Genomic DNA, 15,047 nt, shown 5'->3' on the forward strand with positions numbered 1-15,047 from the left:
GCTGCGCCGAAGCGTAAGGTGAGCGTGTGACAGAGGTAGTCCCCGAGGGCCGCAAGCTGCTGCGTCTGGAAGTGCGCAACAGCCAGACCCCCATCGAGAAGAAGCCGTCCTGGATCAAGACGAAGGCCCGCATGGGTCCCGAGTACCAGGAGCTCAAGGGGCTGGTCCGCCGCGAGGGCCTGCACACCGTGTGCGAGGAAGCCGGCTGTCCCAACATCTACGAGTGCTGGGAGGACCGGGAGGCGACCTTCCTCATCGGCGGCGACCAGTGCACCCGCCGCTGCGACTTCTGCCAGATCGACACCGGCAAGCCCGCCGAGTTCGACCGCGAGGAGCCGCGCCGGGTCGCCGAGTCCGTGCAGGCCATGGGGCTGCGGTACTCCACCGTCACCGGTGTCGCCCGGGACGACCTGCCCGACGGCGGGGCGTGGCTGTACGCCGAGACCGTGCGGCAGATCCACGCCATGAACCCGGGCACCGGCGTCGAGCTGCTGATCCCCGACTTCAACGCCGACGCCGACCAGCTGGCCGAGGTCTTCTCGTCCCGGCCCGAGGTGCTCGCCCACAACCTGGAGACCGTGCCGCGGATCTTCAAGCGGATCCGGCCGGCCTTCCGGTACGAGCGGTCGCTGGAGGTGATCACCAAGGCCCGGGAGGCCGGGCTGGTCACCAAGTCCAACCTCATCCTCGGCATGGGCGAGACGCCGGAGGAGGTCACCGAGGCGCTGCACGACCTGCACGACGCCGGCTGCGAGATCATCACCATCACCCAGTACCTGCGGCCCAGCGTGCGGCACCACCCGATCGAGCGGTGGGTCAAGCCGGAGGAGTTCGTCGCGCACTCCGCCGACGCCGAGAAGATCGGCTTCTCCGGCGTGATGGCCGGTCCGCTGGTGCGGTCCTCGTACCGCGCCGGCCGGCTGTACGCGCAGGCCGTGCACAAGCGCGGTGAGCAGCTGCCCGCCAACCTGGAGCACCTGCTGCAGGCCGGGTCCGCCGCCCAGGAGGCCAGCAGCCTGTTGGCCCCCCGCTGAGCAAAGTCGAAACGGCCCCTCCGCTCGGGTGGAGGGGCCGTTTGCTATCCGACGGGGCTGAGCTGGACGTCGTCCAACTCGGCCACGAACTCGGGGCCGAAGGCGGAGGACGGGGTGTGGGAGCCGGGCTCCGCCGCGCCGGCGATGAGCTTGGTGACGGCGCGGACGGCGGCATCGGCGGTGAGCTGGTACGGGTTCGGGCCGGTGAGGGTCATCGACAGCTCCCGGCCGGCGGCGTTGCGGACCAGGCCCCACACCTCGCTGCGGGTGCCGTTGCGGTGCCGCTCGCTGGGCCCGGGGATGAAGCCGGCCAACCGCTTGGCGAACTCCTGCGCGACGGTGCTCCGCAGCACGGGGGCGAGCAGGCTCTGCGCGGTGGCGGCGAACTCGGGCACCACGGTGTAGGTGGTGATGGTGGGAATGCCGGTGGACCGGTAGGCCGTGCTGAGATCGCCCCACGGAACGGAGCCGACCCGCCGGGGACGTGAGGCGAACTCGGCGACGCGGCTGCGGTGCCCGACGGGCACGGTGACGAGCTCGCCGTCGACCCGGGCCCGCCCGCCGGTGGTGATGCCCTCGACGGTGGTCTTCATGGTGCCGGGGCTCATCCCGCCGCCGGCGAGGAAGGCGAGCTCCAGCTCGACGGCGTCGGGCAGCTCCCGGGCCAGCCGCGCGGCGACGCCGTCGGTGGGCACGACGTCGAAACCGGAGCCGGGCAGCAGGACCACGCCGGCGCGCCGAGCCTCGCCGTCCCGGGTGAAGATCCGCTCAAAAACGTCGATCTCGCCGGTGATGTCGACGTAGTGGGTGCCGGTGGCCAGGCAGGCGTCGACCATCGGCTCGGAGGTCACCGAGAACGGGCCCGCGCAGTGCACGACGGCGTCGACGTCGCCGAGGCCCTCGCACAGCCGGTCCTGGTCGTCGAGCGGGACAACACGGTGTTCCAGCCCGAGTTCACGGGCGAGCGGCTCGAGCTTCTCGGCCGATCGCCCGGCGAGCACGGGGCGCTCGCCGCGCCGCCCCGCGACCTGCGCGATGAGCCTGCCGGTGTAGCCGTTGGCGCCGTAGACCATCCACATGCACCGAGTATGACCAGCCGGAGCCGCCGTTGCTGCTCCCACCTCAACAACGGCGGCCCGCGTCTTCACACTGGCAGCGCGGTGCGGCGCTCACCAGGCCCGATGGGGCAGCCCTTCGAGGCGATCGGCCAGTCCTTGGGGCGGCCGGTTCCGGGGGCGGTCAGTCCTTGGGACCGAACCAGCCGGTCATCCGCTCGGGATCGAGCACGGCGTTGCGGCGCAACGACAACGGCGGGTGGCTGAACACGCCCCACAGCCGCAGCAGCGGGTTGCGGACCCGCCACTTGGCGAACGCGTCCATCGCGGCGACGCCGGAGCGCTGTCCGGCGCAGCGGGCGGCGATCCGGTCGCAGTCCAGTTCCCGCGTCCAGCTGTACGTCACGGCGAGAGCCGCGGCGATCGCGGCGATCACGACGGCGACCGGCCACGGCAGCACCCACAGCGACAGCGCGGAGAGGGTGAGCAGGTACACGGCGACGACGGTCTGCCGCAGGGTGTCGTGCCGGGCCAGGTGTGCGAGCTCGTGGGCGACGACAAAGGTGGTGGCCAGCGGGATGCGGTCGAGCAACGTGTCGTTCAGCAGCACGACGCCGTGCCGGCCGGCGCGATAGGAGCGGCCGACCGCGCGGGAGCCCACGCGGACCCGGACGTCGGGGATCCCGGCAAGCGCTATCCCGGCGGCCAGCTGGGGCGCCAGCAGGGCCGGCCGCAACCGGGTCCGGCGCTGCAACTGGCGTAACCGAGCGACCCGAACCAGGACGGCCGAGGCAAGCACGGCCATCGGGACGTCGACGACATATCCCAGCACCCGCAAGGCGTCCTCGCCCGCGACCAGCACCAGCACCAGCGCGGCCGCGAGGTAACAGCCCCCGACCACCACCAGCCACCGGACGAGGTCTCGGTCCCTGGGCAGCACGGAGCCGACCACCTGTTCGTCAGCCGGAACCGGCTGCCCCTCCACCGAAGACACGTGCGCAGCGTACTTCCGTTCGGTCCACAGCGGACCTCCGACGACAGACGTTATGAAGTCGATTCGCGACGGAGCGTGAACTATGCGCCACGACCACACAAAACCGACACTGACAGCTCCGGGTCGGCGGCGATCGCCGCCTCGTCGAAGCGGTCCACGACCCACCAGCCCGACGCGTGCAGCCGCGTCTGGTCGCCGTGGTGCGGCGAGGACGGGTCGGACGACTCGGAACAGGTGAGCAGGGGCCGGGCGGTCGGCCCGTCCCCCATGAGACGCACGGCCGTCACGAAGCTGGAACCCATGGTCACAGCGCCGAAACGGCCGTCGTCGCGCCGCAGTCCCTGGTCGGTGGCCGCGGTGATGTCATGACAGCCCTCCACGTTTCCGCACCCTGGCACCGGCAGTTCGCCGCCGCCGACCGTGGTGTACCGGGCCGCCGGGAGCGGCGCATCCACCGGGACACCCAACTGTGACAACCGAAGCACCGCGCAGGCAAGCGCTTGCCTGACCCCGGGGCCGGCCGTGTCGAGGGTGTTCGGTGTCCTCACCGGCCGGTTCGGGTCGAACGGAACCGACCAGACATCCGGCATCCGGGCCGCACGCAGCCAGAACTCCCGCCACAGCACCGCTCCTCGATCGTTCACGCCGTCGCGCCCGCTCCACTCGGCCAGCGCCGCGCAGGCTGCGGTCATGTCAACCTTGGCGCCGTCGCCCGACATGAGCACGGGATCGTGCCGGCACATCGTCGCAGCGGCGTCACGGACGCGCTCGGCGCTCCAGTTCCCTTCCCCGGTCGGCAACTGCTGCATGTTCGCCAGTGTGAAACCGGTCCCGGTCCGATCTTGGATCTGTTCCAGACCGAGCTGGGCGCGGGGCGGTCGTTTGGCCCCGGCCGATCCGTGGATCGCGGGCGGCGCGGTGATCGGCGCAGCCGGGTTGGCCAGCCACGAGCTGTCGTTGCTGGTGGTGACGAGCTCGGCTCGGGTGAGCGCGGGACACGGGCCGAAGATGCCGGGCACGATCGCGTCCGGGTCGCTGCCCCGAGCACAGTCCGAAGTGGACCTGCCGAGCTCCGGTTCCGTCGGGTGGAGCGCCTTCGCGTCGGGCGTGTCGCCGCAGCGCGCGGACTGCTCAACGGTGACGTGCGACACCGCGGCGATCGTGTTCACGAAAGGCACGTCCTGGTAACGGTTTCGCGTCTCCCGCGGCTCGGCGACGGTGTCGTCCTGATCCCGGGACACCCTTTCGAGATTGGTCAGCGGGCCGTGACTCAGGTCGCCGGCATCGGCGTCCGGGCCGGACCCGGGGTCCTTGGCCGGCATGCGCGGCATGCCGTATTCGGTGCGGCGCAGCACCGCTGCGTACCCCGTACCGACGGCCGCGGCGGACGCCGCGAGGCCGAGCACGAGGCCGGCGGCGAGCACCAGGCGGAGCACTCGCATCGCACGCCCTCTCGACGTCGCTCGGTCACCGAGAGTACCAGTTCGTGTCTCAAGGGTGACGACGGCCACCCCCGCCGTAGCCGCCGTCCCAGCAGCAGTACGACGGATTTCCCGGGTCTGGAAAGACAATCGTCGTGGTACGCCGGGTCGTGGTCGTGCTGGTCGTCGTCGGGGGCGGCGGTGTTGTGGTGATGACCGGAGCGATCACCCGTCGTACCGAACCGGGCGTCGTCGTCGTGGTGACCGTCACGGACGTGGGGTCGCCGAGCAGCGAAGTGGCCGTCGGCGTGTCCGGGCCCCGATACGGCTGCGGTACCGGTTCCGGGGTGTACGCGGGTGCGCTCGACGACCGCGGTCCCACCCCGACCACCGCCGTCAGCACGAGCAGAATTCCCAGCGCTGCCAACACGAACACGTACCAGGGCGGCCGATTCCCCAGTCCCTCCGTCCGGCCGTCACCACGCATCCGAACCCCCTTGACCGATCGAGTGCGCAGAGGCTAGTTCGGAACCATGATCGGCTCAACCCCCTTGCCCCGAACGGCAGATCCACTGTGGATCCGAACCGAACTCGGGCGATTTCCATGGGGCACAAGGTAAACGACCGTAACACCACGGCCGGCCCACGATGCCCGGCCGGCGAAGCCGGACTCGCGGCGGTCGGCTCGGCGTCGGCCCGCACGGCGGCGTGCCGAAGACCACCCGACTGACGTGGATTTCAACCGACCGCTTGCTTGCCGCCCTCGACGCACGTCAACCACCGTCGGGGACGGGCCCGACCGGGCGTCGTGACGGCCGGGTGACCGGTGCGTGTCGGTTGGCCGAATGCCGGCACGGGCCCCCGGGGCCATGGGGTATCTTGAATTACATGATGAAGCTCGGCTCGCGCATTACATCACGCATTACGTCGTGGATCGTGCGCAGGCAGATCGCGAAGACGGGGCAGGACGGATTCAATCTGTCGCGTATCCCCTTCATTCCCGATTCCGCCCTCATGCCGCTGGCCCGTGTCGGGGTGCACCCGGTCGACGACATGCGCCGGCAACGCGAGTCCGAGCCGGTCACCCGCCTGAAGCTGCCGCTGGGGTTCCGCGCGTGGCTGGTCACCGGCTACGAGGAGTCCCGAGCCGTGCTCGGCTCGGTCGACAACTTCAGCAACGACTTCGCCAATCTCGCGGGCAATTTCGGCATCACGGCGGAGCAGAATCCGGGCGGCCTCGGTTTCTCCGACCCGCCGCTGCACACGAAGCTGCGCAAGGTCCTCACGCCCGAATTCACGATCCGCCGGCTGAGCCGGCTCACGCCGCGGATCGAGCGCATCGTGGCCGACACCCTGGACACCATCGAGACCGAGGCCAAGGCCGGTCCGGTGGATCTCATGCAGGCGTTCGCGCTGCCGATCCCGTGCCTGACGATCTGTGAGCTGCTGGGCGTGGACTACGAGGACCGCGAGGACTTCCAGCGCCTGGGCGCGGCCCGCTTCGACCTGTTCGGCGGCGCGAGCGCCTCGCTGGGGGCGATCTCCGAGTCGCTGCAGTACCTGCGCGGCGTGGTGGCCAAGCAGCGCAGGAACCCGGGCGACGACCTGCTCGGCCAGATCATCAAGGAGCACGGCGACACCATCGACGACGAGGAGCTGGCCAGCATCGCCGACGGCCTGCTCACCGGCGGCTTCGAGACCACCACCTCGATGCTGGCGCTGGGCACCATCGTGCTGCTGCAGGATCCCGCGGCGTTCGAGCGGCTTCGCACCGACGACGACGCGATCAACTCGTTCGTCGAGGAACTGCTCCGGCTGCTGACCGTCGTGCAGGTGGCGTTCCCGCGGTTCGCCAGGAAGGACATGGTGCTGGGCGGCCAGGAGATCAAGTCCGGCGACGTGGTGATCTGCTCGCTGTCCGGCGCGAACCGGGACGCGGCGCTCGGGCCGAACATGGAGTCCTTCGACCCGGACCGCCCGGTCGCCTCCTCGCACCTGGCCTTCGGGCACGGCATCCACCGCTGCATCGGCGCCGAGCTGGCCAAGATGGAGCTGCGCATCGCCTATCCCGCGCTGGTGCGGCGCTTCCCGAAGCTGCGGCTGGCCGTCAGCCCCGAGGAGCTGGCGTACCGTCAGGTGTCCATTGTGTACGGTGTGGACTCGCTGCCGGTGCTGGTGGACTGACGGCTCGGAGACTGATCGCGAGGCGGGGGCACAGCCGTGCCCCCGCCTCGCGTGTTCTTCGAGGTGACGAACCTCCAGATCGCGGCGGCGGCAACGGTGGTGGCGCAGCAGCGCCGACGCGTCGGTGCCGCGCACCCTTCGGCATGGTCAAGGTGTTGCCGGCGGTCGGATCCACGGCCGCGCTGCGAAGTCCCTGCTCCCGAGCGTTCACGCGGCTCACAGTGCGCCGCCGCTGTGACATCTCCTTGACCGTGACAGGACCGACACCTAGGGTGACTAATAGTTAAGGAGGTTTACAAATAATGTCTGAGTCCGCATCGGAGCAGTCACCCACCCGCCGCCGCTTCCTCCTCGGCACCGCCGCTGTCGCCGGCTCGGCCGCGCTGCCCGCGCCGAGCTTCGACGCCGGCCCGAAACCCTTGGTGTTGGCCAACAACGTCGGCTACGAGCCGACCGCGTCCAAGCGCGTGGTGATCGCCGCCGCCAGGGCGTCGACCGCGCCCAAGGCGTACCAGGTGGTGGACAACGCCACCGGCAGGACCGTCTCCCGCGGCCTGGCCAAGTACGTCGGCCCGGTCAAGGACTGGCTCGCCGACCAGGTGCCGGCCGTGCCCAGCTACTACTGGGTCGCCGACCTGACCTCGCTCACCCGCGCCGGCCAGTACGTGGTCACCGTGGAGGGCGGCAGCTCGCAGCCGTTCTGGATCGAGCCGAACGTGCTCGAACGCCGCACGATGTCGCACCTCGTGCACTACTTCAAGGACTCCCGCAGCTCCGGCCAGTACGACAAGGCCGACCGCGCGCTGCCGCTGAAGTCCGGCGGCACCTTCGACGCCAGCGGCGGCTGGTACGACGCGGCCGCCGACTGGGGCAAGCACTTCACCCAGCTGTCCAACCTGTCGTACTTCAACACGCTGTCCATCCCACTCACCGCGTGGGCGCTGGCCGCGTCGTACGACCAGCTGGCCAGGCGCGACAACACCGACCTGGTCGCGGTGCAGGGCTGGATCCAGGACGAGGCGCTGTTCGGCGCGGACTACCTGACCCGCGTGCACACCAGGGGCGGCTCCTTCTACAGCTCGGTGAGCCAGCCCGAGGCCGACGACCTCGGCGCGGACCCGACCAAGCGCAGCCTGAGCACCCGGCAGGTCGACTTCCGCGAGGGCGGCGGCCTCGCGATCGCCGCGCTGGCCCGGTCGAGCACCTATCCGGTGTCCGGCGACCACTCGTCGGCCGAATACCTCGCCGCCGCGGAAGACGCTTTCGCTTTCCTGCTCGCCAACAACGTGTCACTGCTGAATGACGGCAAGGAAAACATCCTCGACGACTTCAACGCGCTGCTGGCCGCGACCGAGTTGTTCAAGGCCACCAAGAAGGACGCGTATCGCACGGCCGCCGACGCCCGCGCGGCGAGTTTGTGCGCACGGCTCGTGTCGTGGCAGGGCTACCGCGACTACTGGCGCGCCGACGACGCCGACCGCCCGTTCTTCCACCCCTCCGACGCCGGCCTGCCGGTGGTCAGCCTGCTGACCTACCTCGACATCGCCGGCGCCGAGACCAGGGCGAAGGTGCTCGACGTCGTGCGTCGGGCGATGCAGTTCGAGCTGAACGTGACCGCCGAGGTGCCCAACCCGTTCGGCTACGCGCGGCAGCTGGTGCAGGACAACAAGGGCACGCGGTACAGCGGCTACTTCTTCCCGCACAACGTCACGCCGCGCACCGACGACGCCTGGTGGCAGGGCGAGAACGCCCGCCTGGCCTCGCTCGCCTCCGCCGCCCGGCTCGCCGCCGGCTTCTACACCGGGACGTTCGCGGCCGATCTCCGCGCCTACGCGCAGGACCAGCTGAACTGGATCGTCGGCGTCAACCCGTTCGACGTGTGCATGCTCGAGGGCACCGGCCGCGACCAGCCGCTCTACCTGGAGTACGCGGACGGGCAGCAGGTCGGCTCGTGGCGGTGGCTGCGTTCGGCCGGCGGCATCGTCAACGGCATCACCGGCAAGTCCGAGGACGGCCGCGGCATCGCGTGGGACCCGGGCGCGGCGTTCACCGGCCCGAACACCGACTGGCGGTGGCTGGAGCAGTGGCTGCCGCACTCGACGTGGTTCCTCTACGCCGCTTCGATCGGATAGGCAAACGGGCGAAGGGTAGGGCCGGGCAGCGATGTCCGGCCCTACGTACTCGTTCTGGCCTGTTTCAGGGGAATTCCTAGAGTGAGTTGACACTGTGTTGGCCGGTTGCTTGACTGGGCGCCAGGTGACGTGAAACACCCGGCAGGGGACCGAGACCATGCTATTAGTCACGCCTTTCCCGCGGTATTGACGCAGAAGTCGCCCCGCGAATCATTCGATCACCGGTGCTCTTTCGTCGATCCGAACCGGGGGAGATCATGAAGCGGCAGGTCCTCGAACAACGGGTGCCGGACGACGCCCGGCGGCCGTTGCGCGGCCGGGACGGACAGCTCGACCAGATCATCGACGCGGTGCGCGCGGCGGCCGCGGACGGCACGCGGCGGACATTGCTGCTGGCGGCGCCGGTCGGCGCGGGCAAGACTCGGCTGTTGCTGGAGGCGGCGGCGTTGGCCGAGGGTCGCGGATTCGCCGTGGTGGACGGCATCGTGGACCGGCCGGAGCTGTCGGTGCTGGGCCTGCCGGTGGTCCGCCAGCCGCACGCCGTCGCCCCGGACGCCGGCCGGCTGAGCTGGTTGACCGCGCAGTTCGAGCGGCACGTCGAGACCCAGCTGAAGCGCGGCCCCGTGCTGGTCACCGTGGACGATCTGCAGTGGGCGGACCCGCTGACCGTGACCGCGCTGCGGGACCTGATGTCACGGCTGGACGACCGGCCGGTCGTGTGGATCTTCGCCATGCGGTCGGAGGAGTTGGACTCCCCCAACGGGCTGCTGCTCGGCGCGATGGCCGGTGCTCCGCGTACGGAGTGGCTGGCCGAGTTGGATGCGCTGCCGGACGACGTCGTCGCCGAGGTCGTGACGGATCTGCTGGACGCCACCCCGGACGCCGATGTGGCGTCACTGTGCGGATGCATGGGCGGCAGCCCGCGGGCCGTCGTCGACCTGGTCCGGGGTTTTCAGTCGGACGGGGCGCTGCGGATCGAGGCCGGCATCGCCCGGCTGGCCGACGGCCCGCTGCCGTCGAACCCGCTGTCCGTTGCCCTGGACGATTCCCTTCTGCCGCACCGTTTCCTGGCCGCCATGCGGGATCGGCTCGGCCGCCTGGACCCGGAGACGGTGCAGGTGTTGCAGGTGGCGGCGGTGCTGGGGCGCACGTTCGACCCGCAGGACCTGGCCGACATGCTCTCCACGCCGCCGGCGACGCTGCTCAAACCGTTGCAGGAGGGGCTGACCGCGGGCCTCATCGGTTGCCTGGCCAATGCCTTCGAGTTCCACCGCGAGCCGGTGTGGCGGGCCGTGCTCGACACCGTGCCGCCGCTGATGCGTACCCTGCTGCACAAGCAGGCCGCCGCTTTGCTTCCTTCGGACGCGGCTGCCGTTCACCTGCTGCACTGTGGCCCGGTCGCCGATGGGCAGTCCGTCGGCGCGATTCGTGCCGCCGCCGACCGGCTGCTCGGCCATTCCCCCGAGACCGCCGCCGCGTTGGCCGTCCGGGGGCTTGAGGTTGCCGACCGGGATCTGCCCGAGCACGCCGAACTGACCCGTACCGCCGTTGCCGCGCTGACCAAGTCCGGGGCTTTGGACCGGGCCATCGGCTTGGCGCGGCCGGGGCAGGACCTGGCGATTGCGTTGCTGCTCAACGGAGATGTCGCCCGGGCCGCGCGGATCGGCGCCGGTCCGGTGCGGCTGGCCGCGTTGGCGTACGGGAATCAGGTCGCCGCGGAGAAGGTCGCCACCGGTTGGGACGGCGTGTCGCTGACCGTGCGGGCCGCGGCGATGTGGCGGCGCGGACGGCTCGAGGACGCCCTCGCCACCGCGCGGAAAGCGGCGACGCAGGAGTCCCCGTGGTACTTCGATCCGCGCTGGGCGCTCGCGTGGATGCAGATCCGGATGCGGCTGCTGGCCGAGGCCACGGAGACGATTCGGTCCATTGAGGACGATTCGGCCGGCGTGAAGGTGTTGGCCAGCGTGCCCGTCGCGCTGCGGGCGTGGCTGTACTTCGCGCAGGGCAATCTCGCCGAGGCGGAGGCCGAGGCTCTGGCCGGCGTTTCCGTTGCCGCCGAGACCCAGATGCCGTTGTGGGAGCCGCATTTGCGGGCCGTGCTCGTGCTGTCCGCGTTGCGGCGCGGCGATGTCGCCACCGCCGCCGACCGGTTGCAGGCGTTCGAGACGCTGCCGTGGTCGTCGATGCGGACGTGGATCACCGCGCAGATCGCCGCCGCCCGCAGCGGCCCCGAGGCCGCCCTGGCCGTGCTCGCCGAGGTTCGCACCGACGCCTCCCGCCGGCGTGAGCTGCTGTTGGAGGACCCCGCCGCCGCCGCTTGGTGCGTGCGCACCGCATTGGCCGCCGGCGACGAGGTCTTCGCCGCTACGTTGGTCGCTTCCGCCGAGGAGCTCGGCATCGGCGACCACGCCCGTGCCCTCCATCACCGGGACGTCTTCACCCTCGCCGCCGCCACCGAGCAGTACTCCGACCGTTGGGCCCGGGCCTCCGCCACCGAGGACCTCGGCTCCCTGCTGGCCGACTACGACCGTGACGACGCCGTGGCCGCGTTGGACCGTGCCATGGAGCTCTACGACTCCCTCGGCGCCGCTTGGGATTCCGCCCGTGTCCGCAGCCGCCTGCGTCGCCTCGGCGTTCGTCGCCGGCACTGGCACCACGTGCCTCGCCCCGCCACCGGCTGGGGAAGCCTCACCGGCACCGAGGAGAAGGTCGCCCGGCTGGTCGCTCATGGGCTCACCAACCGCCAGGTCGCCGCCGAGCTGTTCGTGTCGCCCCACACCGTCGGCTTCCACCTGCGCCAGATCTACCGCAAACTGGCCATCCAATCCCGGGTAGACCTGGCCCGGATAGCCCCCTGACCCCTCCCTGTCAACCCCTTGGTGCTCGGAAAGGGGCATTCCTCTACTCGGAGTGGAGGAATTGCGCGTTGATCTTGCTCAGGCGGCGCCCGTCAGCTGGGTGAGCCACCCCGCCTTGCTGATGTCGACCTGGGTGTTGCCCGACAGGACCGTCGGCGTGCCCTTGAAGTTCACCGAGTCGCGGGCCTTGTCCGTCTGGTTCCGGATCTCGCTGTCGAAGGCGCCGGCCTTCACCTCGTCGGCGAACTGCTGGCCGGTGATGCCGGCCTTGCGGCCGATGTCCACCAGCTCGTCGTTGGTGTAGCCGGCCTGCCCCTCGGTGGGCTGCTGGTCGTACAACGCCGAGTGGAACTCCGCGAACCGGCCCGCCTTGGCCGCCGCCAAGGCGGCGTTGCCTGCGCGGAGCGAGTAGCCGGCGGGCGTCGTTTCGTTGTCGAGCAGGTCCAGCACGTGGTAGTTGACGCGGAGCGAGCCGTCCGCGATCGCCTTGGTGATGGCCTTGCCGTAGGGGTCTTCCAGGTTGTGCTTGCAGTACGGGCAGAGGAAGTCCTCGTACACGTCCAGCGTCGCCTTGGCCGTCGCACTTCCCGCGACGACGGTGCCGTCGGACTGCACCGTGGTGGCATAAGTGCCGCCCGCCTGCGGCCGGTCGGCCATGGCGTGCGTGAAGACCACGCCCCCGATCACCACGGCGGCGATCACTGCCACCGCCACCACGAGGATCAGGTTCCGCCGGCCGTCGGCGGTGCTTCGGGCCGCCGCGACGGCGTCCCTGGTTCGAATCGCGCCCACCGGAACACTCCTCCCTGTCCGCCCACCACGACGGACGGGAGCCGGGAACGGTTCACCTGCCGGCCCTTCTCAGCGCGGCGACCGCAGGCCGCACCCTTCACCCCCGCTGCGAGCGGCTCGGCCGAATCCACTCATTTCCCGATCTTCTCCAGCACCGCGGGCCGCAGCGAGTCGACGTCCACATCGAGGTTGCGCAGCACCTTCACCGCCACGCCCTCCCCCTCGGCCAGGATGCCGAGCAGGATGTGCTCGGTGCCGATGGTGGCGCTGCCGAGCTCGACCGACTGCCGCAGCGTGTATTCCAGGACCCGCTTGGCCCGCGGCGAGAACGGCGGCCGCGGGAAGTGGAACTTGCCCGGTCCGAACGCTTCGTCGGCCTTGCGGCGAATCTCCTCGACGTCGATTCCGATGGCGGCGAGGGCCTCGGTCGCGGCCTGCGGGCCGACGGGCTGCGCGCCGCTGGCGGCGAACACCCTGGTGATCTCCTCGCGCAGCGTCTGGGTGCTGACTCCCTTGTCGTGCAACACTTCCCCGGCGACGGCACCGCGCACGCCGGCAAGGCCGACGAGCACATGCTCGGTGCCGATGTTGTCGTGCCCCTGCTCCATCGCCTCGTTCTGGGCGAGCACGAGGACCCGCTTGGCGGGATCGGTGAACTTCTCGAACACGTCAGGCCTCCTTGTACTGCGCCTTGCGGCGGTTGGCGTGCTTCTCGTGCACGGACTGCCGGCTGACCGCCAGCACGGTGGCGATGTCCTGCCACGACCAGCCCTGCTCGCGGGCGTTGTCCACGTGCAGCCGCTCCAGCTCCTCCAGCAGCCGCCGCAGCGACACGACGGCCCGCAGACCCACCGCCGGGTCCTTGTTGGTGATCTGGCCGGCCAGCTCGGCCGGCGTGCTCTGATCCGTCATGGTGTCAGGCTAGCCTGACACGGCCGGTTGTCAAGACACCCTGACACCGCGGCTTCGGGCGGCCGACTCGAAGCGGCGGGCCAGGGTGTCGGCGGGGTTGGCGAGCAGGCAGACGAGGTCGCGGCCGAGCGGCGGGTCCATCGGCAGGACCACGCCGGCGAAGCGGCTGCCGATCGCCGACCTCGGCACGATCGCGACGCCCACACCGGCTGCGGCCAGCTGTGCGGCGGTGACCGCCTGACGGGTGCGCATCGCCACCGCGAGCACCACACCATGGTGCGCCGCAACGGAATCCAGCCAGCCGGCCAGCCCGTTCTCCGGGCTGAAATGCACCACGGGCTCGTCGCGGAGCTGCTCGAACGTGATCGCCGGCTCGTCGGCGAGCCGATGCCCCTGCGGCAACACGACGACAACGTCCTCGTGACCGATCAGTCCACTGTGGCCGGACCAGCGGCTCGGCATCGGACACACGGCAAGATCGGCCTGGCCGGAATCCAGTTGCTGGACAAGGACATCCGCGCTGGCCGCCTCGGTGAGGGCGATCCGGACGTCCGGATGACGCCGTCGCCACTGCCTCAGCACTGGCGCGAGCAGGCCGGCCGTCAGGCTCTCGACGCAGGCGATCCTCAGCTGTCCGGCGGCCCCGACCGCGACGGCACGACCCGTCGCGACGACCCGATCCGCGGCGGCGAGGGCGGCTCGGGCGTCCGCCTCGATCGCACGGCCGGCAGCCGTCGCGCGGACGCCCCGTGGCAACCGCTCCACCACCGCGGTCCCCAACTCCTTCTCCAACGCGGCGAGTTGGTGCGAGAGCGCCGGCTGCGACATGTGCAGCGTGGCCGCCGCGTCCGTGATCGAGCCGGCGTCGAGCACGGCCACCAGGCATTCCAGGGCGCGATGCGTAGGCATTCGCTGATCCTATGGCTGGCCTCGGAAACCCTCATATCGTGACGGGATTGGCCCCGTGAGCTGCGGCGTTGTTGCAGGCATGACCCTCACTGACAAGAAGGTGCTGATCGTCGGCGGCAGCTCCGGCATCGCCGCTCAGCTCAAGTCCGACCTCGTTGCTGCCGGTGCCGACGTCACGCTCGTCGGCCGGCGCACCTCCCCCGCCCTCGACCTCACCGACGAGGACTCGATCCGCCGGCTCGCCTCCGAACTGGGCGAGGTCGACCACATCGTGTCCCTGGCCGCCGCGCATGCCAACGGTCCCGTCACCGAGCTGGACCGGGACGCCGTTCACACCGCCCTCGACGCCAAGATCGTCGGCCCCATCCTGCTCGCCAAGCACTTCGCTTCCCGCATCCGTCCCGGCGGCTCCATCCTCCTGTTCTCCGGCGTCGCCGGCTGGCAGCCCAGCCCCGGGCTGGCCGTCATGGCCACCGGCAACGCCGCCGTCGCCACCCTCGCCGAGGCCCTCGCCGTGGAGCTGGCGCCCGTCCGCGTCAACGCCCTCTCCCCCGGCATCATCGACTCCGGCGTGTGGGACGGCCCCGGCAAGGAGGCGCTGTTCGAGGACGTCGCGTCGAAGAACCCCGCCCGCCGCGTCGGCCAACCCTCCGATGTCTCGGCGGCGGCGCTGCTGGCCCTGACCAACCCCTTCGTCACCGGCACCACCCTCCACATCGACGGCGGCGCCCGCCTGGCCTGACACCCCGGCGAGTC

General features: G+C 70.7%; 12 protein-coding genes. 5 read left to right on the forward strand and 7 right to left on the reverse strand.

Translation table 11 applies throughout. The features are described 5' to 3' along the window. Window positions 1-26: 26 nt before the first annotated feature. Window positions 27-1,034 (forward strand): lipoyl synthase, encoded by a 1,008-nt coding sequence (lipA, locus tag BJ998_RS08375; protein WP_184860007.1) that lies wholly within the window; start codon window positions 27-29, stop codon window positions 1,032-1,034. Window positions 1,035-1,078: 44 nt separating this feature from the next. Here lipA and BJ998_RS08380 read toward each other — a convergent pair whose 3' ends face one another. From BJ998_RS08380 to BJ998_RS08390, 3 genes are all read right to left on the reverse strand, one after another. Then, complete coding sequence (locus BJ998_RS08380; protein WP_184860009.1) at window positions 1,079-2,113, reverse strand: saccharopine dehydrogenase family protein; 1,035 nt, start codon at window positions 2,111-2,113, stop codon at window positions 1,079-1,081. A gap of 160 nt (window positions 2,114-2,273) precedes the next feature. Then, on the reverse strand, window positions 2,274-3,083 hold the full coding sequence (locus BJ998_RS08385) for a M48 family metalloprotease (protein ID WP_184860011.1): 810 nt from the start codon (window positions 3,081-3,083) through the stop codon (window positions 2,274-2,276). An 80-nt stretch (window positions 3,084-3,163) separates the two neighbouring features. Beyond that, the gene (locus BJ998_RS08390) at window positions 3,164-4,525 is read right to left on the reverse strand and encodes a penicillin acylase family protein (RefSeq protein ID WP_184860012.1); all 1,362 of its coding nucleotides are present in this window, start codon (window positions 4,523-4,525) and stop codon (window positions 3,164-3,166) included. Between the two features lie 870 nt (window positions 4,526-5,395). Here BJ998_RS08390 and BJ998_RS08395 point away from each other — a divergent pair. The 3 genes from BJ998_RS08395 (at window position 5,396) to BJ998_RS08405 (ending at window position 11,678) form a co-directional block, all read left to right on the forward strand. Further along, on the forward strand, window positions 5,396-6,688 hold the full coding sequence (locus BJ998_RS08395) for a cytochrome P450 (protein ID WP_184868523.1): 1,293 nt from the start codon (window positions 5,396-5,398) through the stop codon (window positions 6,686-6,688). A gap of 302 nt (window positions 6,689-6,990) precedes the next feature. Next, complete coding sequence (locus tag BJ998_RS08400) at window positions 6,991-8,820, forward strand: glycoside hydrolase family 9 protein (RefSeq protein ID WP_184860013.1); 1,830 nt, start codon at window positions 6,991-6,993, stop codon at window positions 8,818-8,820. Window positions 8,821-9,077: 257 nt separating this feature from the next. Beyond that, window positions 9,078-11,678, forward strand: a complete 2,601-nt coding sequence (locus tag BJ998_RS08405) for a LuxR C-terminal-related transcriptional regulator (protein WP_184860014.1) — start codon at window positions 9,078-9,080, stop codon at window positions 11,676-11,678. A 78-nt stretch (window positions 11,679-11,756) separates the two neighbouring features. Here BJ998_RS08405 and BJ998_RS08410 read toward each other — a convergent pair whose 3' ends face one another. The 4 genes from BJ998_RS08410 to BJ998_RS08425 all read right to left on the reverse strand — a co-directional run bounded on the left by BJ998_RS08410 (window position 11,757) and on the right by BJ998_RS08425 (window position 14,291). Then, window positions 11,757-12,470, reverse strand: a complete 714-nt coding sequence (locus BJ998_RS08410) for a DsbA family protein (protein WP_184860015.1) — start codon at window positions 12,468-12,470, stop codon at window positions 11,757-11,759. Between the two features lie 131 nt (window positions 12,471-12,601). Further along, entirely contained in the window at window positions 12,602-13,138 is a 537-nt protein-coding gene (locus BJ998_RS08415) for a Clp protease N-terminal domain-containing protein (RefSeq protein WP_184860016.1), read from the reverse strand. 1 nt (window position 13,139) lies between these two features. Next, complete coding sequence (locus BJ998_RS08420; protein WP_184860018.1) at window positions 13,140-13,382, reverse strand: hypothetical protein; 243 nt, start codon at window positions 13,380-13,382, stop codon at window positions 13,140-13,142. Window positions 13,383-13,412: 30 nt separating this feature from the next. After that, window positions 13,413-14,291: a LysR family transcriptional regulator gene (locus BJ998_RS08425; RefSeq protein WP_184860020.1), complete on the reverse strand. Its 879-nt coding sequence runs from the start codon at window positions 14,289-14,291 to the stop codon at window positions 13,413-13,415. A gap of 79 nt (window positions 14,292-14,370) precedes the next feature. On the opposite strand from BJ998_RS08425, the gene BJ998_RS08430 reads away from it, so the two are divergent. Then, window positions 14,371-15,033, forward strand: coding sequence for an SDR family oxidoreductase (locus tag BJ998_RS08430; protein ID WP_184860022.1), 663 nt, complete (start codon window positions 14,371-14,373; stop codon window positions 15,031-15,033). Window positions 15,034-15,047: the final 14 nt, after the last annotated feature.

It is taken from the genome of Kutzneria kofuensis (assembly GCF_014203355.1).
GTDB lineage: Bacteria > Actinomycetota > Actinomycetes > Mycobacteriales > Pseudonocardiaceae > Kutzneria > Kutzneria kofuensis.

Bases quoted from the DNA above. Each gene is read 5' to 3' on its own strand.
- BJ998_RS08380 (WP_184860009.1), bottom strand. From the start codon at position 2,113: ATGTGGATGGTCTACGGCGCCAACGGCTACACCGGCAGGCTCATCGCG.
- BJ998_RS08390 (WP_184860012.1), bottom strand. From the start codon at position 4,525: ATGCGAGTGCTCCGCCTGGTGCTCGCCGCCGGCCTCGTGCTCGGCCTC.
- BJ998_RS08395 (WP_184868523.1), top strand. From the start codon at position 5,396: ATGAAGCTCGGCTCGCGCATTACATCACGCATTACGTCGTGGATCGTG.
- BJ998_RS08400 (WP_184860013.1), top strand. From the start codon at position 6,991: ATGTCTGAGTCCGCATCGGAGCAGTCACCCACCCGCCGCCGCTTCCTC.
- BJ998_RS08405 (WP_184860014.1), top strand. From the start codon at position 9,078: ATGAAGCGGCAGGTCCTCGAACAACGGGTGCCGGACGACGCCCGGCGG.
- BJ998_RS08420 (WP_184860018.1), bottom strand. From the start codon at position 13,382: ATGACGGATCAGAGCACGCCGGCCGAGCTGGCCGGCCAGATCACCAAC.
- BJ998_RS08425 (WP_184860020.1), bottom strand. From the start codon at position 14,291: ATGCCTACGCATCGCGCCCTGGAATGCCTGGTGGCCGTGCTCGACGCC.
- BJ998_RS08430 (WP_184860022.1), top strand. From the start codon at position 14,371: ATGACCCTCACTGACAAGAAGGTGCTGATCGTCGGCGGCAGCTCCGGC.